Below are 21,331 nucleotides of genomic sequence, written 5' to 3'. Positions count from 1 at the left end.
CTGGCACCTCGGAACCGCGTGCAAACGCGCTCCTATCGTGCGGTCATCTCAGGCAGACGCAAATGCCTCGTGCGGTTCTTCTTCGCGCAAGATATAGCCGAGTCCGCGCAAGGTCATGATCTTCGCGGTCGATGCCGCGAGATGCTTGCGCAGCCGGTGAATATAGATATCGATCGCGTCGGCGCTCGGCTCTTCGTCGAGCGTGAAGATCTTGTCCATCAGCGTGGCTTTGGAGACGGTCTTGCCCTGCTTCAGTATCAGCGCTTCGAGGATCGCGTGTTCGCGGCGGCGCAACGACAGGCGTTGGTCCTGCAGCACGAATTCGCGGGAATCGAACAGATAACGCAGATTGCCGCATTCGGTCGACTGCCCTCTGTCTCCCGCGGCCTGACGGCGAATCAGCGCCTTGATGCGCGCCACCAGTTCGCGCGCATCGAAGGGCTTGACCACATAGTCGTCCGCACCGGCCGAAAAGCAGGCCACCTTGTCGTCGGTCGAGCCATTCGCGGTCAGCATCAGCACCGGCACGTTGTCGCGCTTGCGGCGCAACCTCGCGAGCACCTCCTTGCCGCTGATGCCAGGTAGGCGCAGATCGAGCAGCACCGCGTCATAGCATTGCAGACCGAGCAGCGTCTCCGCGCATTCGCCGTTTTGCGCCCAGTCGATCGCGAATTGCTCGACTTGCATCAGGTTCATCACCCAGCGCGCGAGGTCCGCGTCGTCTTCCACGAGCAGCAGTTTCATCGTTGTCCTCTCATTGGTGAGTCGCGCGACGTCAGGTTGCGCCGAGCCATAAGCGCATCTCGACCGTCGCAACGAGGCCCGCGCCGCCTGCGTTCGATTCGAGCGTCACGCTGCCGCCCTGGCGATGCGCAATCTCGCGCACGATCGGCAAGCCGAGACCAGTCCCTTCCGCATGACTCGACGCGCGATAGAAGCGCTCGAACACTCGCTCGCGCGCATCGGCCTTGATGCCGGGCCCGTTGTCGATTACACGCACGATCGCCATGCCTTCGCGCCGCTGCGTCTGCACCGTGACGCGCCCGCCCGCCTGCGTATAGCGCAGCGCGTTGTCGACCAGATTGGTCACGAGGGCCGCGGTCAATGCTTCGTCACCGGTCACGTACAGGCCGTCTTCCAGCTCCGCGCCCAGATCGATCTCTCGCGACTGCGCAAACGCGATCAGCTCCTCGAGCACGCCCGCGATCAACGCGCTCAGATCGATCCGCTCCGGCACGTTCAGCGGCGCGGCCGACTCGGCCTGCGCCAGCAGCAACAGCTTGTTGGTCAGCGTGGTCAGCTTGCGGCTGCTCTTGTGCATGCCCGCGAGCGCTTCGTCGAGCGGGGCGTCGCGGCTATCGCGTTGCCGCGCGAACTGGATCTGCGCGGCCAGCAGCGCGAGCGGCGTGCGCAACTGATGCGCTGCATCGGAGATGAATTGACGCTGCGTCGCGGCCTGCTGGCCCATTCGCGCGATGCACTGGTTGATCGCCTCGACGATCGGCCTCAGCTCGACGTGCAGACGCGCGACGCGAATCGGTTCGAGTTGCGACGCATTGCGATCGGCAACGTCGTCCTTCACCTTCATCAGCGGCAGCAGTTCGAAGGTCAGGCCGAGGTAGACGAACACCATCGCCAGCACCAGCGTCAGAACTTCGCCGGTCAATTGCGGCCGCAGCAGACGCCACACCATCGCGTCGCGCGAGCCCTCCGTCTTCGCGACCGCGACGATCACTTCCTCGGTGTGTCCCGAGTCGTAAAGCTGCCGCGCGTAGGCGACCGCGCGCGCCGCGCGGCCGTCGGCGAAATGGGTGGAATAAAGCGTTGGCTTGTCGCTCACATGCGGCGGCAGCGGCAACTCGGGGATGCCCGCGAGCAAACGATGGCCGCCCGCCTCGACGCGATAGAAAACCGTGTCGTGTTCCGGCGACTCGAAGAGTTCCAGCGCGGCCGGCGGAATCTGGATCGACACCGAACCGTTGTCCCAGTCGACATCCTCGCCGATGATCCGCATCGACGACAGCAGCGCATTGTCCTGCACCAGGTCCGCGGTGTTCTGCGCGAACCGGTATGAAATGACGACTGAAATGGAGACGAATGCCGCCAGCGGCAACAGCAGCCACCACAACAAGCGTCCGCGCAAACTGCCTGAAAACACGATGTGCCGATCCTCTTGTGCTCGATGCGACCCTCGCGGTCAGCCCGCTTTCAAGGCTTCACGTCGGAGATGAACTGGTTGGTGAAGGTGCGCGACAGATCGATATACCGCCCCTTCACCGCCGGATTGAAACTCGACAGTACCTTCAGCACCGTCCGCGGACCGTCGGCGGGCATCTTGCCGTCGACGGTGTACATCGGCAGCGAAGCCTGCAACGCGCTGATATACAGTGCCTTGTCGTTGCCGATGTCTTCTTTTGGCATCTGCGCGGCGATCTGTTCCGCGCTGTGGGTATGCATATAGCGCAGTGTCCTCACGAATGCGCGCGCGAGTTTCGCGGCTTCGTCGGGATGCGCGTCGAGCCACGTGCTTTGCACGTAGAGGCTCGACGCCGGATACGTGCCGCCGAGCGCGGCGCGCGTGCCGTCGACGTTGCGCATATCGACGAGTACTTTGGCGTCGCCCGCCTTCAATAGCTGAGTAACGGTCGGCTCGGTCGTCATACCCGCGTGAATGCGTCCTTCCCGCATCGCCGCGATGAAACTGCTGTCCGCGCCGACCGGCAGCAGCGTGTATTGCGTGGACGGCACGCCCGCGCGCTGTGCGAGGTATTGCGTCAGAAAACTCGTTGAGGAACCGAGCCCGGTGACGCCGAGCGTCTTGCCGCGCACGTCCGCCATGCTGCGGATCGAAGCGGCCGACTTCGCCGCGACCAGTTGCACTTCGCCCGGCACCTGGCTGAACACGACGATCGTCTTCACTTCCTTGCCGCGTGTCTGCAGATCGATCGTGTGATCGTAAAAGCCGACCACGCCCTGCACCGCGCCGGCGAGCATTTCATTCTCGCCCTCTATTCCAGTCGGCTGCGACAGCAGTTCGACGTCGAGCCCTTCCGCCTTGAAATAGCCGAGCTGTTCGGCAAGACGCGCCGGAAGATAGATGAGCTTGTTGGTGCCGCCCACCATGATCGCGAGTCTCTCCGGCTCGGCCGCTTGCGCAGGTGTCGCCACCCTCGCGAGCGCGCACAATGCGAGCGACGCCGCCACGGCGGCATAGGCCGCGCGCGAGAAACGCGTCGGGGAAAGCTTCATTGCGGGGTGTCTCCGTTATCTTGCTCTGGGCGCCGCGCGGGTCGCGTGCCCGTGATTCTGAAGGGGCGAACCCTTCCCTATGCTTTCAGCGCTGCATTTGTTGCGCGAACTTCGGGTTTGTCCCGATCACTGCGGCGTCGCGCGCGGAAAGGTCACGGCGATATCCACGCCCTTGCCGCCCTCGCCCGCCTTCAGCACGATCTCGCCGTGATGCGCGTCCGCGATTTCGCGCACGATCGCCAGACCGAGGCCCGTGCCTTCCGTATCCGTCGACGCGCGAAAGAACGGCTCGAACACGCGGCTGCGCGCCTCGGCCGGAATGCCGGGGCCGTTGTCGGTCACGCTGACCGTCACCGTATTGGCCTCGGTATCCGCGCTCACGGCGACCGTCACGTGGCCACCGCTGCCCGTATAGCGAATCGCGTTCTCGGCGAGATTCGCGATCAGCGCCTGCAACATGCCGCGATGTCCGAGCACCGGCGCCGCGCCGTGCAATTCCGCGCCAAGATCGATTTCACGCGCCTGCGCGAGCAGCCCGAGATCTTCGACGACTTCCATTGCGAGCGGTATCAGATCGACGCGTTCCATCGCGAGTTGCGAGTTGTCGGCGGCCTCGGCCTGCGCGAGCAGCAGCAGCTTGTTGGTGAGACCGACCATCGAACGATTGCTTCGATGCATCGCGGCAAGCGCTTCGTCGAGCGCGGGATTCAGGCCTTCCTGCTGCCGCGCGAACTGCAGTTGCGTGCCGAGCAGCGTGAGCGGCGTGCGCAACTGATGCGCGGCATCCGCGATGAAGCGCCGCTGCGCCGCCACCTGCACGCCGAGCCGCGCGATGCACTGATTGATCGCATCGACGATAGGCCGCAGTTCCGAATGCAGACGCTCGACGCGGATCGGTTCGAGCTGCATCGGATCGCGGTCGGCTACCTCGTCTTTCACCTTCATCAACGGGCGCAACTCGAACGTGAGCCCGATGCAAACGAGTGCGACCGCCAGCGCGATCATTTCGAGCTGGCGCACGAGTTGCGGCCGCCACAGTTGTTGAGTCATCGCGTCGCGCGAGCGCACGGTCTTGCCGACCGTCACGCGCACGGGGCGCGTCGCGCCGTTGTCGTACATGAACCGCACGATGTCGACCGCGCGCACCTGCTGGCCGTGCAACTCGGTGTAGTACGAGTCCGGCACGTCGGGCGCGCGCAGCGGACGCGGCGGGAAATCGGGCGTACCCGCGAGCAGCCGCCCATCGTCGACACGCACGCTGTAGAACACCTGGTCGCGATATGGCGACGCGAAAATCTCGAGGGCGGCGGGCGGCACATCGACACGCAGAAAACCGTCGCTCCATTCGACCTCGCCCGCGATCATCCGCGCCGACGCGACCAGCTGGTTGTCCTGCACCAGATTCGCGGTGTGCCGCGCGTTGTCGTACTCGGTCTTGCCGGTCACGAACACATAGAGCGCGAGCGGCACGAGCAGCCACCACAGCAGACGGATGCGCAGGCTATTGGACATCGTTACTGGTCGTCTTCCCGCTTGCGCAGCAGATAGCCGAGCCCGCGCAGCGTGACGATCGCGGCCGAGCTGCCATCGAGCTTCTTGCGCAAACGCGAAATGTAGATCTCGACCGCGTCCTCGCTCGGCTCGTCCGCGAGCGTGAAGATCGCATCGACCAGCGCGGGCTTCGTCACCGTCTTGCCGAGGCGCAGGATCAGCGCTTCGAGCACCGAACGCTCGCGCGGCGTCACGTTCAGCGGCGCGCCTTTCAGCGTGAACTGGCGTGTGTCGATGTCGAACGACAGGTCGCCGCACACCACCTCGCTCGCTTTGGACGGCGACTGCCGCCGGATCGCCACCTTGATGCGCGCGATCAGCTCACGCACTTCGAACGGCTTCACCAGATAGTCGTCGGCGCCGGCGCCGAGCAGTTCCACCTTCTCGTCGATCGAGCCGCTCGCGGTCAGGATCAGCACCGGCGTCGCGTCGCCGCGCTGACGCAGCCGGCGCAGCACGTTCTTGCCCGACAGCTTCGGCAGGTTCAGGTCGAGCAGGATCACGTCGTAGTGATTGGTGCGCAGCAGGCGGTCGGCTTCGTCGCCGTCCTGCACGGCGTCGAGCGCGAAGGCTTCCTGCTCCAGCATCTTCGCGAGCCAGTGCGCAAGCGTGGGGTTGTCTTCGATCAGCAGCAGCTTCATGGCGGGAACGGCAAAAGTCAGGTCGTCGATTGTGCCTTAAAACAAGGGGTCTGCGCGCGTGCAGTGTGGTTTACAGCATACGTCCTGTGGCTGCCGCGAGCGCAGCGGCGATTTCCGCGAAATTTCGGCGCGTCGTCGGCGCGTCGTCGGCGCGTCGTCGGCGCGTCGTCGGCGCGTCGTCGGGTTAACACCCATGTTTTGCGCCAAACCCCGAAAGCTGGCAGAAGGTTTCGCGTTTCTATAATCGCTGCCATTCACCCAGAAAGCGCCGCGCCTCGATCGCGGCGACCCACCTAAGGAGACTGCTTCATGCGTACCTTGCGCCAGATTGCCGTTGTGTCAGGAGTTGCTTTCGCCCTTGCCGCCGCTTCGGCCGCCGCTCACGCCGAGAAGATCACGATCATGGTCGGCGGCGCCACCAAGATCATCTATCTGCCGGCCAAGCTCACCGAGCAGCTCGGCTACTTCAAGGACGAAGGCCTCGACGTCGAAATCCTGTCGCAGCCGGCCGGTGTCGATGCGGAGAACGAACTGCTCGCGGGCGCGGTGCAAGGCGTGGTCGGCTTCTACGATCACACGATCGACCTGCAGAGCAAGGGCAAGGAAGTGCAGGCGCTCGTCGTCTTCGGCCAGGTGCCGGGCGAAGTCGAAATGGTCTCGACGAAGGCGGCCGATTCGCTGAAGAGCATGGCCGACGTCAAAGGCAAGACGCTCGGCGTGACCGGCCTCGGTTCGTCGACGAGCTTCCTCACGCAGTACCTCGCGCAGCGCGCCGGTGTGGCGTCGACGCAATACACGATGTTGCCGGTCGGCGCGGACAACAGCTTCATCGCCGCCATCAAGCAAAGCCGCATCGACGCCGGCATGACCACGGAGCCGACCGTCTCGCAACTGCTGAAGACCGGCGACGCGAAGGTGCTGGTCGATATGCGCACCGTGGAAGGCACGCGCGCCGCGCTCGGCGGCACCTACCCCGCTTCGAGCTTCTACGTGCAGCGCGCGTGGGCCGAATCGCACAAGGACGACGCGGCGAAGCTGTCGCACGCGTTCGCGAAGACGCTGAACTTCATCGCGACGCATAGCGCCGAGGACATCGCCGCGCAGATGCCGAAGGACTACTACGGCAACAACAAGGACCTGTACGTGGGCGCGCTGAAGGCGTCGCTGCCGATGTTCACGAAGGACGGCAAGATGCCCGCCGACGGCCCGGACACGGTGCTGAAGGTGCTGTCCGCATTCAATCCGTCGGTGAAGGGCAAGCATATCGACCTCGCCAAGACCTACACCAACGACTTCCTGTCGGCGCCGGTCAAGACCGCGTCGAAGTAACGCTTCTTTCATATTCACAGAACTGCGAGGCACCCGCCGATGAATCAACCTATGTCACGCGAGACGCCAGCGATCGAAATGCGCAACGTGTCGTGCCGTTTCATTTCCCCGGACGGCAAGGCCACGATCGCGCTGCGCGACTTCAGCATGTCCGTGGCACGCGGCGAATTCGTCGCGGTGGTCGGCCCGACCGGCTGCGGCAAGTCCACCACGCTCAGCATGATCACCGGCTTGCTGAAGCCGACCACCGGCGAAGTGCGCGTGATGGGCGCGCCGGTGGACGGCATCGATCCGCGCATCGGCTTCGTGTTCCAGGCCGATGCGGTGTTTCCGTGGCGCTCGGTGCTCGACAACGTCGCGGCGGGTCCGCTCTATCGCGGCCGTTCGAAATCGGCCGCCTACGACGAAGCGAACGAATGGTTGCGCCGCGTGGGCCTCGACAAGTTCGGCAAGCACTATCCGCATCAACTGTCCGGCGGCATGCGCAAGCGCGTCGCGCTTGCGCAGACCTTCATCAACAAGCCGGAAATCCTGCTGATGGACGAGCCGTTCTCGGCGCTCGACATGCAGACTCGCACGTTGATGCAGGACGAGCTGCTGCAATTGTGGGGCGGCGTCGGCTCGGTCGTGTTCGTCACGCACGACCTCGAGGAAGCGATTGCGCTCGCCGACCGCGTGTTCGTGCTGACCGCGCGCCCCGCCACGCTGAAGAAAGTCTACGAAATCGATCTGCCGCGACCGCGTGTCACGTCGGAGATCCGCTACGAATCACGTTTCATCGAAATTTCGCGCGATATCTGGCATGACCTGCGCGAAGAAGTGCAGATCGGTTAATCAAGGAACGGCAAACATGTCTACACCCTCTCAACAGATGATGCCCTCGGGCATCGACGCCGCGTCGCTCGCTCACGTCGAGCGTATCGCGCAGAAGAAGATCCGCCAGCGTCAGGTTCTGGTGATTTCGCTGCGCATTCTGGTGCTCGTGGTCGTGCTCGGCGGCTGGGAACTGTCCGCGCGCCTGAAGTGGATCGATCCGTTCTTCTTCTCGATGCCGAGCGCGATCTTCGAACAGATCGTCGACTGGTTCGTGAACGGCACGTCGCAAGGTCCGCTGCTCACGCAGGTGTGGGTCACGCTCGAAGAGACAGGCCTCGGCTTCATCATCGGTTCGGTCGCGGGCATCGTCTGCGGCATCGTGCTGGGCCGCAACAAGCTGCTCTCCGACGTGTTCAGCCTCTACATCAAGATCGCCAACTCGATTCCGCGCGTCGTGCTCGGCTCGGTGTTCGTCATCGCGCTCGGGCTCGGCATGGCATCGAAAGTCGCGCTCGCGGTCGTGATGGTGTTCTTCGTGGTGTTCGCCAACGCGTTCCAGGGCGTGCGCGAAGCGGACCGCTACATGATCGCGAATGCGCAGATCCTCGGCGCGTCGCGCCGCCAGGTGACGACCTCGGTCGTGATTCCGTCGGCGCTGAGCTGGATTCTCGCGAGCCTGCACGTGAGCTTCGGCTTCGCGCTGGTCGGCGCGGTGGTCGGCGAATTTCTCGGCTCGAAGCAGGGTATCGGTTTGCTGATCTCCACCGCGCAGGGCGCGTTCAATGCGAGCGGCGTGTTCGCGGCGATGATCGTGCTGGCGGTGGTCGCGCTTGCCGCCGACTACCTGTTGACCGCGGTGGAGCATCGATTGTTGAAGTGGCGGCCGAGTTCGGTTTAAGCCGCCGCAGCGCAAGTCCTCAAACAGTAGTTCGCTTCACCGATGCCGCTCAGTCTTCCGGACTGAGCGGCATTTTTATTTGCCCGCCCGCATTCTGTCTCCCGCCGGCAAACTGTTTTTCCCGATACGTTGGCCGACCCGCAACACTTCTTGCTTTCAATCCCCTCACCGCAAGCCAACAGCGGCCCGCTAGCCCATTCCCTGCGGCATGGCACGTTCGATGCATCCCCACCGCGCAAGTCGGGCGGTCGCCAACATCGGTCGCCGATCGAAGCGAGGTGGGTCATGTCGAGTGCACAGGTTCAACGTCGGTCGATGAACGGGTTCAGCGGTGCGGTCATACGCGCCAACGCCGCGAATCGCCGCCATCGTCATCATTCCAGCCGATTCGTGCTGTTCGGCTTGCATACCGCCAGTGTGATCGGTCGCGGGCCGAAGCGGCTGTGGCCATATGTGTTGCCGTGGCTGGTCATCTTGCTGACGATCGGTTCGATCTGCCTCGTCGCGCGCGGCGTGCTCACGCGTCAATTGCTGGTGCCGCCGGTGGAGACGCCGCAAACGTTGACCGAGCGCGGCTACACGTCGAACTTTGTCGCCGAGCGGATCATGTCGGCGATGAAGGAGATCGGGCGAGACGCCGAATCGATTCCGCACGACACGATGACCAGCAACGACGCGCAGCAGGACATCCAGATCCCGGGTCAGGAGATGTCGTATGCGACGACGGTGCGCTTCATCAAAGGCCTGCTCCAGCGCGAAGATGTCGCCGTGCACGTCGGCATCACGAAGACGAACAACAGCGCGGATTCGTATGTCGCGCATGTGCAGATAGAACACGGCCCGTTCAACGGCCGCGAAAGCACGGTGCCGTTCGAAGGGCGCGACCTCGAAAAGTTCGTGCACGACATCGCAACCACCGCGATGCGCCTCGCCGAACCCAACATCCTCGCCAGTCATCTGTTCACCCAGGTGCAGAAGACCAAATGTTCGCTCGCGCAATGCGACTATCGCGAGATCGTCGGGATCTACGACGAAGTCCTCGCGCTGCCCTCGTCCGAACAGGCCCAATGGGCGGTCGCGGGCAAGGCGTGGCTGCTCGACAGTCAGCAGCGCTCGAAAGAAGCCGAGCAGCAGATCCGCGAAGCATTGACCCAGTACAAAGACTCGGCCGTGCTGCGCGCGAGTCTCGGCATCGCGCTCGAACAGCAGAACCGCATCGACGATGCGCTCGAGGAACTGCGGACCGGCGCGAATGAAACGTCGCGCACCGCTGAAAACCTGCGGCTGCTCGGCGATGTGCTGTTGCATACGAACCGGCACGACCGCGAAGCGCTCGACGCATTCAGACGGGCCGCCGAGATGAACCCGGAATCCGTCGACACGCTGCACGACTGGGCCGAGGCGCTCGTCAAGACCGGCCACTACGACCAAGCAATCGAAAAGCTCTCGCGCGCCGTCGCGTTGCGGCCCGACCTCGCGCCGTCCTATGCGGAATGGGGCCGCGCGCTGGAACGCAAAGGCGCTCTGCGCGAGGCCGCGCGCAAGTACGCACAGGCATTGGAGCTCGACGCCGGCACGCTGTCGGCGCGCGAACGCGAGCTGGCGCTCTCGACGGACGCATCGCCCGACGAAGCCGACACCCGAACATCCAGGCCTGACCCGCGCGTCAAGCCCGTTTCGAATCCGATGACGTCGTACCCGCTGCGGGCCTCGCTCGACACGGTACGCGACGCCGTAGGACAGGCGATGCGAGCGGCCTGAGCCGCGCGCATCGCCATTTGAGTTGGCAACACAGCCGAACAGGAGACAGTTCGATGGACAGTTTCGAAGATGCATTCAAAGCCTTGATCGGAAACGAAGGCGGGTACAGCTTCAATCCGGCCGATCCGGGCGGCGAAACGATGTGGGGTGTGACGGCGCGCGTCGCGCGCAGCGAGGGCTACAACGGCGCGATGAAAGACCTGCCGCTCGAAACCGCCCATCAGATCGCCAAGCGCAGGTACTGGGACCCGTTGCATCTCGACGAACTCGATCCGCGCGTGGCCTTTCAGATTTTCGATGCGAACTACAACGGCGGCCTCGTCGTGCTGTGGATGCAGAAAGCGTCCGGCGCGAAGGAAGACGGCAAGTTCGGCCACGACACGCTCGATGCGGTCAAGAACGCCGACCCGATGAAGTTCGTGATGCGCTTCGCCGCGTATCGTCTGCGGTACCTGCGCAATCTGCATTCGTGGCCGAGTTTCAGCCGCGGCTGGACCGAACGGATGGCAGCCAATCTTCTCCTGGGAGCAGCATGATGGACTGGTCTAAAGTAGCGACGAACATCAGCAGCACCGCCCCGCTTCTCGCCGGGCTCGTGGGAGGTCCGGTCGGCCTCGGCGTGACCGCCGCCGCCGCGATCATCTCGCACGCGCTCGGCACGCCGAGCGACCCGGCCTTCGTGGAACCCGCGTTGAACGACCCCGGCGCACTCGAAAAACTTCGCCAGGCCGAGAGCGCTAATTCGCTGCAACTGCAGCAGTTGATGGTGACGGCCGCGCAGTCGAGCCTCGCGCACGACGCCGACATGGCCCGCATCGCCACGAGCGACACCGCGAATGCACGCGCGATGGGTGTCGCCAATCGCGATTGGGTCCCGAAGGTGCTCGCGATGGCCGTCACCACCGGCTTCTTCGGCATTCTGCTGCTGATGGCGTTTCAGCCTCTGCCGGGCACCAACAAGGATCTCGTCAACGTGATCGTCGGCGCGTTGGGAACCGCGTGGATCAGCATCATCGGCTATTACTTCGGCACGTCGGTCGGCTCGATGCGCAAGACCGAGCTGCTCGCGAAGCCGAGTGTACCGATCACGGCCGATAGCGCGTTGACGTTGCGCGAACCGGCGTCGCAGCCGGGAGCGCATGCACCGGCGGCGGTCGCGCCATCCGGCGACCCCTTCCCGTCGTTCGCGCCGGGCGGGCAAGGTCCGATCTTCTCTGGCGGCAGTTGAGTCCATGCCAGGTTGAGCGAATCATGCACGCGACGAGATACGCCGAGCGTCGCGTGCAGGTTCGTTTCAAAGCAGAGCTCTTTCGCCAGCACGCGTTTTGCGCTAAGTTGGCAAGCGCTAAGTCCATCCCGTCCCGAGTGGAGCGATCAAGATGAGTGAGGTCAAGCCGAACGCGCAGAACGATCCGATCGAACACGTCGTGCTGCTGCTGATGGAGAATCACTCGTTCGACCAGATGCTCGGCTGCCTCGACGCCGTGCACGACAAACTGGACGGGGTGCGCAACGCGGCCGGCAAATCGAACGCCGACGGTCAAGGCAATACCTTCTATCCGCGTGCGACGCGCGAGCGGCAGATGAAGCACGATCCGAATCACGAGCACAAGGCCGTGATGGATCAGATCGCCGCCGACAACAGCGGCTTCGTGCGTTCGTTCGTCAACGACTACCCGAAGAGCAGCCTCGTCGCGCGGCAAGACGTGATGGGCTATTACCCGCTCGGCTTTCTGCCCGCGCTGCATACGCTCGGTTCGCAATTCACCGTGTGTGATCGGTGGTTCTCTTCATTGCCGGGGCCGACGTGGCCGAACCGTTTTTTCGCGCTGACGGGTACGTCGAAAGGCGAGATCGACATGCCTTCGGGGCTCGACGGACTCAATCCACGCTGGTACACCGAGCAGGATCAGGACACGATTTTCGATCGCTTGAACGCCGCGCGCAAAACATGGAGCGTCTATTTCTATGACTTCCCCGCGTCACTGTTGCTGAAGAATCAGCGACGCGCGGAAAACCTCGCGAATTACCGCTCTTTCGACAAGTTCTTCGAGGACGCAGCGGGGCCCGCCAGCCAATTCCCGCAATTCGCGCTGATCGAGCCGAAGTACTTCGGCGAAGCGCAGAACGACGATCATCCGCCGCACAACATCATGAAGGCGGAGAAGCTGATCGCGGACACCTACAATGCGCTGCGCTCGAATCAGGCGCTGTGGGAGCGCACGTTATTGGTGGTCCTCTACGATGAACACGGCGGCTTCTACGACCACGTATCGCCGCCAGCCGACGCAGTCGCACCCGACGGCCACACCACGAGCTTCGATTTCAAACGACTCGGCGTACGCGTTCCCGCGATCCTCGTGTCACCGTGGTGCGAAGCCGGCGTATGCAACGAACGATTCGATCATTGCAGCCTGTTGAAATACCTGTGCGACAAGTGGCAAATGCCACCGCTCGGCGAGCGCACCGCGGCATCGGCGAACCTCGGCGTGGCGATTCGCCGTGACGGCGGCGCGCGCGCCGATACGCCGGCGTTCATTCGCGTGCCCAATCAATCGCTGATTGCCGAGCACGTCGAGCTGGAGCGCAAATCGTCGAATGGCAATCAGCAAGGCCTGCATCACTTCGCCGACTTCCTGCACGCGGAACTGGACCGGCTCGCCGCCGAGGCGGTCGAGGGGGCCGCACAACTGGCGCACACCGGCAATGCGTGGGTGCACTTCAAGAGCGCATTGGGCTCGCTGATGACGAGTCTCGGCCAGTGGCTCAGCAAGGACTTCTACGACGCACGCGACCAGCGTGATGCGCGCACGAGCCAGGCGTTCACACGCTTGCGGCAATCGGTGCGTGCCGCGACGCCGGGCATCGCGCGAAACGACGCGCCGGCACCGGCAACGGCAATGGCAACACCCTCGGCCGTCAGTCCGGTGTCGGAGAAGTAGCACTCCGCATTGCCGGCCGCGCAAAGAACATCTACGCGTTAACCCTGAAAGTTCCGCGCTTTTATATCAAATTTCGCAACAAACATTAGCCGCCTCACGACTTACTCTGCCAAGTTCACCAAATTACAATGCAATCACTGACCACGAACAAGCACGTTCGCAGCAAGACAAAAATCCTGAACTGGAGGTAAGTATCATGAAATCGCTGATTCAAGCTGTTGTCATCGCCGTCGCTGTCGCCGCTCCGGTCGCTGCTTTCGCACAAGCCAACCAGCCCGTGACCCGCGCTCAAGTGCGCGCCGATCTGGTCCAACTGGAAAAGGCCGGCTATCAACCTGGTCACGCCGACCCGCACTACCCGGCTGACATCCAGGCTGCGCAAGCCCGCGTCGACGCGCAAAACGGCGGCGGCCAAGCCGCTACCGGCTTCGGTGGTGTGGTGAGCGGTACGGCACAAACGAGCCGTGCGGCTCCGATGAGTGGCCCGAAGTCGGTCTACTTCGGTCAGTAAGCGATGGCGCGTCCTTGCGACGCGCACCCCGATTCAAATGAACTGGCCCGCTGCTCGGGTATCTCCGAGCGCGGGCCAGTTCATATGTGTTACCTCCGTCATCGGGCTCCCGATGACTTCGCCCGGGCCTTCACGGTCTGGGCGCTTTTTCGCGGCGCTATGCGTGCGCCGTGACGAATCCTCAGCTGCCGGCGCTCACTCGCGCGCGATCAGATCGCCGACCTGGCCACGCCCGGTCACGAGGCAACTCGACAGGAAGCTCTCGCTCTGCGCGCTCGCGCCAGCGTCACCAAAGCCCTTTTTCAACGCGTCCGATTTAACGAGCGCCGCGCCCTGGTGACACGTAATCGTGCCGATCTCGCCCGCCTGCGCACGCATCAACGCACGATCCGCCATCAAATAGCCAAGCAAAAGCACCAACGCAATATTGAACGCTTGTCGCATGGGTTCGTCTCCTTTTCGAAAAGACTAACGCGAAGCGCGAATGCAGTGGCCTAGGGCTTTCCCGATTGTTGACGTTTCAATGATCCAGAATAAATCGTTTGCGCCTACAGCCGAGCCTCGATCCGCGCGATGCGGCTATCGATCGCATTGCGCACCAAAGCATTCGACGGCACCAGCAGCAGCGACGACGCGATGATCCGATAGACGCCACCGCGCGTCACCTTCGACACTTTCGCCGGATCGAGCCACGCGTCGTTATCCGCGAGCAGCAGCAAAGTGTCGAGGCCGATCAGGATCGGCCACAGGCAGGCGAGCCGCAAGCGCACCGCGCTCGCCGGAATCGCGAGCGTATAGTCGAGCGCCGCGCGGAAATGATCGAGCGTCTTGCGCAGTAGTTCGACGAGCAGCGGCCGCGCGTGCATCGAATTGGCCGGTTGCAGCAGATCGCGCGCGCTTAGAGCGTGGCGCTCGAGCATGCTCTGCGGCAGATAGCAGCGGCCGATGCGCAAGTCCTTTCCGCAATCGCGCAGCACGTTGGTCATCTGCAATGCCTTGCCGAAACGCACGCCGCGCTGCTTCATCGTGTCGAGGTGCTGCTTCAGCGTGCCCGGCATGTGCGCGTAAGTCATCGTGGTCCAGAACTCGCCGACGCAGCCCGCGACCAGATACGTATAGCGATCGAGTTCGCCGTATTCGCGCAGCGCCGCGATCTGGCCGGAGCGTTCGTCGGGGAACGTGCGCAAATCGAATTCCATGCCTTCGGTCAGCGTCGTGACGATCGCACGCACCGCGTGGCGGTCGGACTCGCTCAGTTGCGCGAGCACGTCGAGCGCGGGGTTCAACGATTCGAGCAGCAGCTTTTCATCCGACTGCATCTGCTGACCCGCGACTTCGGCGGCGATGCGCTGGAACGGCGCACTATCGACGGCCACGCCATTGACCTGATCGCGCAACGCAAGCAGCAATTCGAGGCGTTGGCCCGGCGCGATCAGCGAGGTGTCGGCGATGGTATCGGCGGCGCGCGCGAGCAAATATGCAAGGCCGATCGGATCGCGCATGCCGATGGGCAGCACGCGCAGCGTCAGATAGAAGGAGCGTGAAACGCCTTTCAGGAGCGGACCGAGAAGAAAGGCCCGGGTCGGATTCGGCATGAGTTGGACTGGTTGGCAAATAGGCGGGTGAAAGCCCGCGGGGATCAGGCGCTGCCGAATTGTATACGCGCTCTCCGTCATGTCGCGTGCAACGGGCTCCCGCGCCGTGCGACATCGCTAGTCGCGAGCGGGAACGGGGATTGCTGCCACGACGGGGTTAAGCAGAGGACGGTCACGACCAGGCCGTCGCTTGCACTTTGAAAGACACATCGACAATGACTACCGAAGCATCGAACACCTCTCGCCTGTCTGACGCGGCCCGGCCTGACGCGGCTCGGCCTGACGCGGCGCGACGCAATATCGAAACCGGCGTGCCTGGTTTCGACGAAATCCTCGGCGGCGGTCTGGTGAGCGGCGGTGTCTATCTGCTGGAGGGCATGGCCGGCGCCGGCAAGACGATCCTGTCCAGCCAGATCGGCTTTCATCGGGTACGGCAAGGTGAGAAAGTCCTGTACATGACGTTGATCGCCGAATCGCACGACAAGCTGCTCGGTCACCTGAAAGGCCTGAGCTTCTTCGACGAAACCGCGGTCGCGCAGCAGATGCTGTTCGTGTCCGGCTATCACGAGCTGATGCAGGACGGCCTCGACGGTTTCCTCAAGCTGATCGCGTCGAGCATCTACGACTACCGGCCGAGCCTGATGATCGTCGACGGCTTTCGCAGCGCGCGCGAATTCAGCGAAACCGAGCTGTCGCTGTCGAAGTTCATCCACGAGCTGAACGCGCTGGTCGCCGCGATGGACTGCACGACGCTCCTGCTCGCGCCGCTGTCGGGCAACGAGCCGCATCCCGAGCACACGCTGGTGGATGGTCTGATCGAGCTGAACCGCTATCACGACGGCATGCGGCGCGCGCGCGAGATCGAAGTGCACAAGATGCGTGCGCGCGATCATCGGATGGGCAAGCACTTCTTCCGCATCGCCGGCAGCGGGCTGCTGATGTTCCCGCGCCTCGAAGCGCAGTGCGCGCAGCAACCGGGCCCCGTCGATCTGAAAGTACGGCTCGGCTTCGGCTTGCCGCATCTGGACAATCTGCTCGGCGGCGGCTTCGCGCAAGGCTCGACGACCACGCTGATCGGCCCGTCGGGCGTCGGCAAGACGCTGCTGTGCCTGCAGTTCCTCGCGGCCGGCCTGGCACGCAGCGAACGCTGCGTGTATCTCGGCTTCTACGAGGGGCCGCAGCGCCTGATCGGCAAAGCCGAAGCGGTGTCGATTCCGCTTGCCGATGCGTGGCAGGACGGCCGTCTGATCGTGCTTTGGCAGCCGGCGATCGAACTCGCCATCGACGAAATCGCGGCGAACGCGCTCGCCACCGTCAAGCAGACCGGCGCGACGCGCATCGTGATCGACGGCGTCGAGGGCTTTCGCGATTCGGCGTTACGCACCGAGCGCTTCGGCCTGTTCCTCAATGCACTGCTGCATCAGTTGCGCGAAGCGGCCGTCACGACGCTCGTCACCGAAGAGCTGCCGCTGTACAGCGAGCCGGGCCACGCGAAGGCCGTGCGCGTGTCGGCGCTGACCGAGAACCTCGTGCTGCTGCGCTACGCCGAGACCGAAGGAGGACTGCGGCGCATGATTTCGGTGGTCAAGCAACGCGAAAGCGCGCACGACACGTCACTGCGCGAACTGTCGATTTCGTCGCAAGGACTCGACGTGATCGAGGGCTCGCCCGGCGCCGCCGGCATCCAATCGACGCCGGGCCTGTCGGCCACGCTGCAATCGCGGCGAAAGACCTAGCCGCCATGAAAACCATTCTGGTGGTGGAGGACGAGTTCGACATCCTCACGGTGTGGCGGCTGCTGCTGGAACGACACGGCTATGCGGTGCGGACCGCGTCGAACGGCGCCGTCGCGCTCGAACTGGTCCGCTCGAGCCGGCCCGGCATCATCGTGTCCGATTGCATGATGCCGGTCATGTCGGGCCTCCAGCTGTGCGCGGCGCTGTACGAGGACCCGGAGCTGCGCGATATTCCGATCATCCTGTGCAGTGCCGCATCGGACATTCCGGTGCAGCCCAATCCACACATCGCGTACGCGCGCAAGCCGCTGTCGTTCGATCAGCTGCTGGCGATGCTGGTGCGCATGGGCGGTTGACGGCCGGCGTCCCTCCCTGCCTTCTCTGCCTCTTTTTCCCGCAAAAAACACAGCTTGAGACGCTTGCGCCATTTGTCGAGCGTTTGCAGCGTTCTGCGATTCTCCCCGGCCTTTTACAGTACGCCATCGATCGCGCATCGACAGCAATCCGCAGCGCGACGCAACTTTCGGAGGTCGTCATGAACAGCAATCGTGGTGCGGTTCCCGCTGGCTTCTTCAGTATCGCGGTGGGCTCGTTGGCGCTTGCCAACCTGTGGCGCGTGGCAATCCGCCTGTGGCATTTGCCGAGCGTCGCGGGCAGCGTAGTGACGGTCGCGGCGCTCGCTGTCTGGGTCGTGATTCTGTTCGCGTACGCGCACAAGTGGTTCGCGCAGACCGCCGACGCGCGCGCCGAACTGGACCACCCGGTGCAGTCGTCGTTCGTCGCGCTCGCGCCGATCTCGACGCTGCTCGCCGCGCAACTGCTGCAGCCGTACGCGCACACCATCGCGCTGACGCTATACGGCATCGCGGCGGTCGCGCAACTTGGGCTCGGGGTCTATCTACATGGCCGGCTGTGGCAAGGCGGCCGCAAGCCCGAACTGACCACGCCGGCGATCTATCTGCCGACGGTCGGAGCGGGTTTCGTCGCCGCGACGAGCTCGGCCGCATTCGGCTTCCATCAACTGGGCGAGCTGTTTTTCGGCGGCGGCGTGCTGGCGTGGCTCGCGCTCGAATCGATGATCCTGCATCGCGCCGCCGTGCATGAACCGCTGCCCGAAGCGCTGCGCCCGACCCTCGGCGTGCAGCTCGCGCCGCCGGTCGTCGGGGGTGTCGCGTATCTGAGCCTCACGAGCGGCACGCCCGATCTGTTCGCCTTCGCGCTGCTCGGCTACGGCCTGTTTCAAGCGCTGATGCTGCTGCGTTTGCTGCCGTGGATTCGCCAACAGGCGTTCGTGCCCGGCTACTGGGCGTTCAGCTTCGGCGTAGCGGCATTGCCGACGATGGCGCTGCGTCTCGTCGAACGCGGCGCAACGGGTCCGATCGAATTCGCGGCGCCGGTTCTATTCGTGGTGGCGAACGCGATCATCGCGATTCTGGTGGTGAAGACGCTTCAGCTGCTCGTGCAAGGCAAGCTGATCCCGCCGGTGGCGGCGGGTTCGACGGCGGCGACCGCGCCGGTCAAGCAAGTCGCGACGGCCGCGCGAATCGCCCGGGTTCAATAAGCGGCAGGCAGCGACCGAACGCGGCGGCGACGCGCAAAGCGTGCCGCCGCGTTCGCGTTTGTGTTTGCGTTCGTATCAGAAGCCGTGCATCGACACGACGATCAACGCGGCCGCGACGATCGCCACCACGTCCTCGATCAGCGCCGCAGGCGCATCGCGTCCGAACATGCTCGCGAGCGAACTGCGCACTTTCGCGCCGCCGAGCGTGCCGATCACCGCGCCTACCGCACCGACCACCGCGCCCAGCACCCCGACGATCGCGCCGCCCGCGAGGCCCCCATGCGCGCCGCTGATCGCAGCGCCGCTCAGCGCACCGAGCACGACGCGCGCGCCGAACTGCAGCGGCACCTTGCGGCTCGGCGTTTCGGGCAATTGATCCGTGATCAGTTCGATGACCGCCAGCACGGTGAAGATATACGGCGTGGCCGCGGCGCCGAGGAACGCGAGCGACGTGCCTTGCAGCGGCAGCCAGCCAAGGCGCGTTGCCCAGCTGACGGCGGTGGGGGCGATCATCGCGCGAAGGCCGGCGACGACGCCGATGAGCAAGGCCAGAACATACACGGACATAGCGGACTCCGATCGAGGGCACTGATGCGAGGTTGCACGAGCCGACGGCTTACCTGGACGAACGTCGGCAGAACATGTCGAGCATTCCATCTGGACAGTCAACTTCTCACTACCTACATCGAGGCAATTCGCGGCGGCCATTCACCGTTGCTCACCATTGCCGGCCCTTGATTGCCGACTCGCCGCCGCGCGCCTCGCGCGGCGCCGGGCCTGCGATTGCCCCCGTCGATGTGGCCCTAGTGTCGCACAATTCGACTGGCGAATAACAGCCAGGGAGTCGGCGAAGCGGGCCGATGGTGATAAGTTAGCCCACTCACAAGAAAATCTTGTATCTGCACCATGAGACCGTATCTCCCGCTGAACGCACTGCGCGCGTTCGAATCGTCCGCGCGCCATCTGAGCTTCACGCGCGCCGCGCAAGAGCTGAACGTGACCCAGGCCGCGGTCAGCCAGCAGGTCCGCTCGCTGGAGGAGCGGCTCGGCACCGCGCTATTCAAGCGTTTGCCGCGCGGCCTCGCGATGACCGACGAAGGGCTCGCGCTGCGGCCGGTGCTGTCCGACGCGTTCGATCGTATCGAGGCGGTGCTCAAGCAGTTCGACGGCGGGCATTTCCACGAGGTGCTGACGGTCGGGGTGGTCGGCACGTTCGCGGTCGGCTGGCTGATGCCGCGCCTGAAGTCGTTTCGCGACGCGCATCCGTTCGTCGAACTGCGGCTCCTGACCAATAACAACCTCGTCGATCTCGCGACCGAAGGCCTCGATTTCGCGATCCGTTTCGGCGACGGCACCTGGCCCGGCTCGCTCGCCACCAAACTGCTCGACGCGCCGCTCGCGCTGCTCTGCACGCCCGAGATCGCCGCGCGCCTCACGCGGCCCGACGATCTCGCCAACGAAACGCTCCTGCGCTCGTACCGCATGGACGACTGGATGAACTGGTTCGCGGCTGCGGGCATCGCGCCGCGGCCGGTGCGCGGGCCGGTGTTCGATTCGTCGCGGCTGATGGTGGAGGCGGCGATACAAGGCGCGGGCATCGCGCTCGCGCCTGCGTTGATGTTCGAGCGGGAGATCAATACCGGGCGTCTGGTGCGCCCGTTCGACGTCGAGGTGAAGGCGGGCAGCTACTGGCTGACCTGCCTGAAGGGCAAGCCCATGACGCCGGCGATGTTGCTGTTCAGTCAGTGGCTCGCCAAGGAAGCGGCCACCGCGGGTCACGCCTGAGTTGCTACGCGGCCGTACGGCCGTACCCGTTCATCGCGGGCCGCTCGGCTTGCGGCGGGAACACGTTCCACGAACCGTCGCCGTGGCGGAAGAAGAAGATCGACAGCAATCCTTCCGGCTTCAACGCCTGCACGCATACATAGCGTTGCTGTTGCGACGCGCGATGGCAGAACCGCACGACGCGCGCGGGCATCGACGGCGTGGGCGCGAGCCATTTGTCGACGGCCCAGTGCAAGCTCTTTTCCGCGGCAACCATGATGTTCTCCTCGAATCGCCCCGTTCCCAGCGCGCTGCGTTCACGCGAATTGCGCGAGTTGCGCCGCGCGGTGATCGTTCCTCGCCCCGCTCTCGACAAACGCCTTCACGAGGCACAGCAGTGCGCGCACGCCCGTGCTCGGATGGCGCAGGCAGCAATCCACCTGATCGCTGCGGCTTTCGCCGAGCAGGCACCACGCGCAGAAGTGTTCGCAGTTGTTGGTCAGCAGGCGATAGCGGTTTTCGCCGAGGCGGGAGCGCGCGCGGCTCACTGCTTCGGCACCGACGTAGATCGCGCTCGGCGTCGCCCGAACCGACATCGAATGGCCAGCGGCGAAGCGCGCCAGTTCGACTTCCTCGACCGGGCCGCGATGCGCGGAACCCGCAAAGCCCGAGTAGTGCACGACGCGGCCGTTGCCGACATAGATGCCGTGATGTTCGTAGCCATTGCGTTGCGTAACCAGATGCGCGCCGATCGGCAGATCGATCGTCGATGATGTGGTGTCACGAGCGGCTGCGGATTGCGGTTCGTCGTCGCGGGTATCGAGCGTTTGGGTGTTCATGGCTGGCCTCGTTCGCATTTCCAACACTGTTGCGACAGCTTGTGCATCATCCGGGCCAGTTGCCGGAAAGCCCGTGTTTACGGGCTTGACCGCCGATCGAGCGGCTTTCTGAAGAGGCAGATGTCAGTACGAGACCAA

General features: G+C 64.2%; 22 protein-coding genes. 12 read left to right on the top strand and 10 right to left on the bottom strand.

Going from position 1 to position 21,331, the window contains the following annotated elements:
- Nucleotides 1-48: 48 nt before the first annotated feature.
- The 5 genes from AB3X96_RS18945 to AB3X96_RS18925 all read right to left on the bottom strand — a co-directional run bounded on the left by AB3X96_RS18945 (nucleotide 49) and on the right by AB3X96_RS18925 (nucleotide 5,441).
- Nucleotides 49-744, bottom strand: a complete 696-nt coding sequence (locus AB3X96_RS18945; protein WP_176125842.1) for a response regulator transcription factor — start codon at nucleotides 742-744, stop codon at nucleotides 49-51.
- Nucleotides 745-775: 31 nt separating this feature from the next.
- On the bottom strand, nucleotides 776-2,158 hold the full coding sequence (locus AB3X96_RS18940) for a sensor histidine kinase (protein ID WP_368590884.1): 1,383 nt from the start codon (nucleotides 2,156-2,158) through the stop codon (nucleotides 776-778).
- A 50-nt stretch (nucleotides 2,159-2,208) separates the two neighbouring features.
- On the bottom strand, nucleotides 2,209-3,249 hold the full coding sequence (locus tag AB3X96_RS18935; protein ID WP_368590883.1) for an ABC transporter substrate-binding protein: 1,041 nt from the start codon (nucleotides 3,247-3,249) through the stop codon (nucleotides 2,209-2,211).
- A gap of 126 nt (nucleotides 3,250-3,375) precedes the next feature.
- Nucleotides 3,376-4,761, bottom strand: a complete 1,386-nt coding sequence (locus tag AB3X96_RS18930; protein WP_368590882.1) for a sensor histidine kinase — start codon at nucleotides 4,759-4,761, stop codon at nucleotides 3,376-3,378.
- A gap of 2 nt (nucleotides 4,762-4,763) precedes the next feature.
- Nucleotides 4,764-5,441, bottom strand: a complete 678-nt coding sequence (locus tag AB3X96_RS18925) for a response regulator (RefSeq protein WP_013092490.1) — start codon at nucleotides 5,439-5,441, stop codon at nucleotides 4,764-4,766.
- 309 nt (nucleotides 5,442-5,750) lie between these two features.
- On the opposite strand from AB3X96_RS18925, the gene AB3X96_RS18920 reads away from it, so the two are divergent.
- The 8 genes from AB3X96_RS18920 to AB3X96_RS18885 all read left to right on the top strand — a co-directional run bounded on the left by AB3X96_RS18920 (nucleotide 5,751) and on the right by AB3X96_RS18885 (nucleotide 13,698).
- Nucleotides 5,751-6,770, top strand: a complete 1,020-nt coding sequence (locus AB3X96_RS18920) for an ABC transporter substrate-binding protein (RefSeq protein WP_176106783.1) — start codon at nucleotides 5,751-5,753, stop codon at nucleotides 6,768-6,770.
- Nucleotides 6,771-6,809: 39 nt separating this feature from the next.
- Nucleotides 6,810-7,604 (top strand): ABC transporter ATP-binding protein, encoded by a 795-nt coding sequence (locus tag AB3X96_RS18915; protein ID WP_368590881.1) that lies wholly within the window; start codon nucleotides 6,810-6,812, stop codon nucleotides 7,602-7,604.
- 16 nt (nucleotides 7,605-7,620) lie between these two features.
- Nucleotides 7,621-8,484: an ABC transporter permease gene (locus tag AB3X96_RS18910; RefSeq protein WP_176106784.1), complete on the top strand. Its 864-nt coding sequence runs from the start codon at nucleotides 7,621-7,623 to the stop codon at nucleotides 8,482-8,484.
- 285 nt (nucleotides 8,485-8,769) lie between these two features.
- The gene (locus AB3X96_RS18905) at nucleotides 8,770-10,245 is read left to right on the top strand and encodes a tetratricopeptide repeat protein (RefSeq protein WP_368590880.1); all 1,476 of its coding nucleotides are present in this window, start codon (nucleotides 8,770-8,772) and stop codon (nucleotides 10,243-10,245) included.
- Nucleotides 10,246-10,298: 53 nt separating this feature from the next.
- Nucleotides 10,299-10,781 (top strand): glycoside hydrolase family 108 protein, encoded by a 483-nt coding sequence (locus AB3X96_RS18900; RefSeq protein WP_368590879.1) that lies wholly within the window; start codon nucleotides 10,299-10,301, stop codon nucleotides 10,779-10,781.
- On the top strand, nucleotides 10,781-11,473 hold the full coding sequence (locus AB3X96_RS18895) for a hypothetical protein (protein ID WP_176106787.1): 693 nt from the start codon (nucleotides 10,781-10,783) through the stop codon (nucleotides 11,471-11,473). Before AB3X96_RS18900 ends, AB3X96_RS18895 begins: the two co-directional genes overlap by 1 nt.
- 151 nt (nucleotides 11,474-11,624) lie before the next feature.
- Complete coding sequence (locus AB3X96_RS18890) at nucleotides 11,625-13,187, top strand: alkaline phosphatase family protein (RefSeq protein WP_368590878.1); 1,563 nt, start codon at nucleotides 11,625-11,627, stop codon at nucleotides 13,185-13,187.
- A gap of 196 nt (nucleotides 13,188-13,383) precedes the next feature.
- Nucleotides 13,384-13,698 carry a DUF4148 domain-containing protein gene (locus tag AB3X96_RS18885; protein WP_368590877.1) on the top strand — a complete coding sequence of 105 codons (315 nt, stop codon included), beginning with the start codon at nucleotides 13,384-13,386 and terminating at the stop codon, nucleotides 13,696-13,698.
- Between the two features lie 195 nt (nucleotides 13,699-13,893).
- Here AB3X96_RS18885 and AB3X96_RS18880 read toward each other — a convergent pair whose 3' ends face one another.
- Together AB3X96_RS18880 and AB3X96_RS18875 are read right to left on the bottom strand one after the other, a co-directional pair.
- Nucleotides 13,894-14,142 carry a hypothetical protein gene (locus tag AB3X96_RS18880; RefSeq protein ID WP_368590876.1) on the bottom strand — a complete coding sequence of 83 codons (249 nt, stop codon included), beginning with the start codon at nucleotides 14,140-14,142 and terminating at the stop codon, nucleotides 13,894-13,896.
- Nucleotides 14,143-14,246: 104 nt separating this feature from the next.
- On the bottom strand, nucleotides 14,247-15,293 hold the full coding sequence (locus AB3X96_RS18875; RefSeq protein ID WP_368590875.1) for a phytoene/squalene synthase family protein: 1,047 nt from the start codon (nucleotides 15,291-15,293) through the stop codon (nucleotides 14,247-14,249).
- Between the two features lie 215 nt (nucleotides 15,294-15,508).
- On the opposite strand from AB3X96_RS18875, the gene AB3X96_RS18870 reads away from it, so the two are divergent.
- From AB3X96_RS18870 to tehA, 3 genes are all read left to right on the top strand, one after another.
- A complete protein-coding gene (locus AB3X96_RS18870) occupies nucleotides 15,509-17,029 on the top strand; it encodes an RAD55 family ATPase (protein ID WP_368590874.1) in 1,521 nt (506 codons plus the stop codon).
- 5 nt (nucleotides 17,030-17,034) lie between these two features.
- The gene (locus tag AB3X96_RS18865) at nucleotides 17,035-17,385 is read left to right on the top strand and encodes a response regulator (RefSeq protein ID WP_368590873.1); all 351 of its coding nucleotides are present in this window, start codon (nucleotides 17,035-17,037) and stop codon (nucleotides 17,383-17,385) included.
- A 179-nt stretch (nucleotides 17,386-17,564) separates the two neighbouring features.
- Nucleotides 17,565-18,590 (top strand): dicarboxylate transporter/tellurite-resistance protein TehA, encoded by a 1,026-nt coding sequence (gene tehA / locus AB3X96_RS18860; RefSeq protein ID WP_368590872.1) that lies wholly within the window; start codon nucleotides 17,565-17,567, stop codon nucleotides 18,588-18,590.
- A gap of 75 nt (nucleotides 18,591-18,665) precedes the next feature.
- Here tehA and AB3X96_RS18855 read toward each other — a convergent pair whose 3' ends face one another.
- A complete protein-coding gene (locus AB3X96_RS18855) occupies nucleotides 18,666-19,157 on the bottom strand; it encodes a DUF4126 domain-containing protein (RefSeq protein ID WP_176382866.1) in 492 nt (163 codons plus the stop codon).
- Nucleotides 19,158-19,496: 339 nt separating this feature from the next.
- On the opposite strand from AB3X96_RS18855, the gene AB3X96_RS18850 reads away from it, so the two are divergent.
- Nucleotides 19,497-20,375: a LysR family transcriptional regulator gene (locus tag AB3X96_RS18850; RefSeq protein WP_176106796.1), complete on the top strand. Its 879-nt coding sequence runs from the start codon at nucleotides 19,497-19,499 to the stop codon at nucleotides 20,373-20,375.
- Between the two features lie 4 nt (nucleotides 20,376-20,379).
- On the opposite strand, the gene AB3X96_RS18845 is transcribed toward AB3X96_RS18850, so the two are convergent.
- Both AB3X96_RS18845 and AB3X96_RS18840 read right to left on the bottom strand, forming a co-directional pair.
- Nucleotides 20,380-20,631: a hypothetical protein gene (locus AB3X96_RS18845; protein ID WP_018435181.1), complete on the bottom strand. Its 252-nt coding sequence runs from the start codon at nucleotides 20,629-20,631 to the stop codon at nucleotides 20,380-20,382.
- A 40-nt stretch (nucleotides 20,632-20,671) separates the two neighbouring features.
- Nucleotides 20,672-21,193, bottom strand: a complete 522-nt coding sequence (locus tag AB3X96_RS18840) for a lecithin retinol acyltransferase family protein (protein ID WP_368590871.1) — start codon at nucleotides 21,191-21,193, stop codon at nucleotides 20,672-20,674.
- Between the last annotated feature and the right edge of the window lie 138 nt (nucleotides 21,194-21,331).

The sequence above is a fragment of the Paraburkholderia sp. BR13439 genome, from assembly GCF_040948805.1.
In the GTDB taxonomy this organism is placed as follows: domain Bacteria; phylum Pseudomonadota; class Gammaproteobacteria; order Burkholderiales; family Burkholderiaceae; genus Paraburkholderia; species Paraburkholderia youngii.
The sequence above is the reverse complement of the archived record's forward strand: the minus strand, read 5'-3'. Positions and strand labels throughout refer to the sequence as shown.

Coding starts and splice junctions, on each gene's coding strand:
- AB3X96_RS18945 (WP_176125842.1), bottom strand. CDS start 744: ATGAAACTGCTGCTCGTGGAAGACGACGCGGACCTCGCGCGCTGGGTG.
- AB3X96_RS18935 (WP_368590883.1), bottom strand. CDS start 3,249: ATGAAGCTTTCCCCGACGCGTTTCTCGCGCGCGGCCTATGCCGCCGTG.
- AB3X96_RS18930 (WP_368590882.1), bottom strand. CDS start 4,761: ATGTCCAATAGCCTGCGCATCCGTCTGCTGTGGTGGCTGCTCGTGCCG.
- AB3X96_RS18925 (WP_013092490.1), bottom strand. CDS start 5,441: ATGAAGCTGCTGCTGATCGAAGACAACCCCACGCTTGCGCACTGGCTC.
- AB3X96_RS18920 (WP_176106783.1), top strand. CDS start 5,751: ATGCGTACCTTGCGCCAGATTGCCGTTGTGTCAGGAGTTGCTTTCGCC.
- AB3X96_RS18915 (WP_368590881.1), top strand. CDS start 6,810: ATGAATCAACCTATGTCACGCGAGACGCCAGCGATCGAAATGCGCAAC.
- AB3X96_RS18910 (WP_176106784.1), top strand. CDS start 7,621: ATGTCTACACCCTCTCAACAGATGATGCCCTCGGGCATCGACGCCGCG.
- AB3X96_RS18905 (WP_368590880.1), top strand. CDS start 8,770: ATGTCGAGTGCACAGGTTCAACGTCGGTCGATGAACGGGTTCAGCGGT.
- AB3X96_RS18900 (WP_368590879.1), top strand. CDS start 10,299: ATGGACAGTTTCGAAGATGCATTCAAAGCCTTGATCGGAAACGAAGGC.
- AB3X96_RS18895 (WP_176106787.1), top strand. CDS start 10,781: ATGGACTGGTCTAAAGTAGCGACGAACATCAGCAGCACCGCCCCGCTT.
- AB3X96_RS18890 (WP_368590878.1), top strand. CDS start 11,625: ATGAGTGAGGTCAAGCCGAACGCGCAGAACGATCCGATCGAACACGTC.
- AB3X96_RS18885 (WP_368590877.1), top strand. CDS start 13,384: ATGAAATCGCTGATTCAAGCTGTTGTCATCGCCGTCGCTGTCGCCGCT.
- AB3X96_RS18880 (WP_368590876.1), bottom strand. CDS start 14,142: ATGCGACAAGCGTTCAATATTGCGTTGGTGCTTTTGCTTGGCTATTTG.
- AB3X96_RS18875 (WP_368590875.1), bottom strand. CDS start 15,293: ATGCCGAATCCGACCCGGGCCTTTCTTCTCGGTCCGCTCCTGAAAGGC.
- AB3X96_RS18870 (WP_368590874.1), top strand. CDS start 15,509: ATGACTACCGAAGCATCGAACACCTCTCGCCTGTCTGACGCGGCCCGG.
- AB3X96_RS18865 (WP_368590873.1), top strand. CDS start 17,035: ATGAAAACCATTCTGGTGGTGGAGGACGAGTTCGACATCCTCACGGTG.
- tehA (WP_368590872.1), top strand. CDS start 17,565: ATGAACAGCAATCGTGGTGCGGTTCCCGCTGGCTTCTTCAGTATCGCG.
- AB3X96_RS18855 (WP_176382866.1), bottom strand. CDS start 19,157: ATGTCCGTGTATGTTCTGGCCTTGCTCATCGGCGTCGTCGCCGGCCTT.
- AB3X96_RS18850 (WP_176106796.1), top strand. CDS start 19,497: ATGAGACCGTATCTCCCGCTGAACGCACTGCGCGCGTTCGAATCGTCC.
- AB3X96_RS18845 (WP_018435181.1), bottom strand. CDS start 20,631: ATGGTTGCCGCGGAAAAGAGCTTGCACTGGGCCGTCGACAAATGGCTC.
- AB3X96_RS18840 (WP_368590871.1), bottom strand. CDS start 21,193: ATGAACACCCAAACGCTCGATACCCGCGACGACGAACCGCAATCCGCA.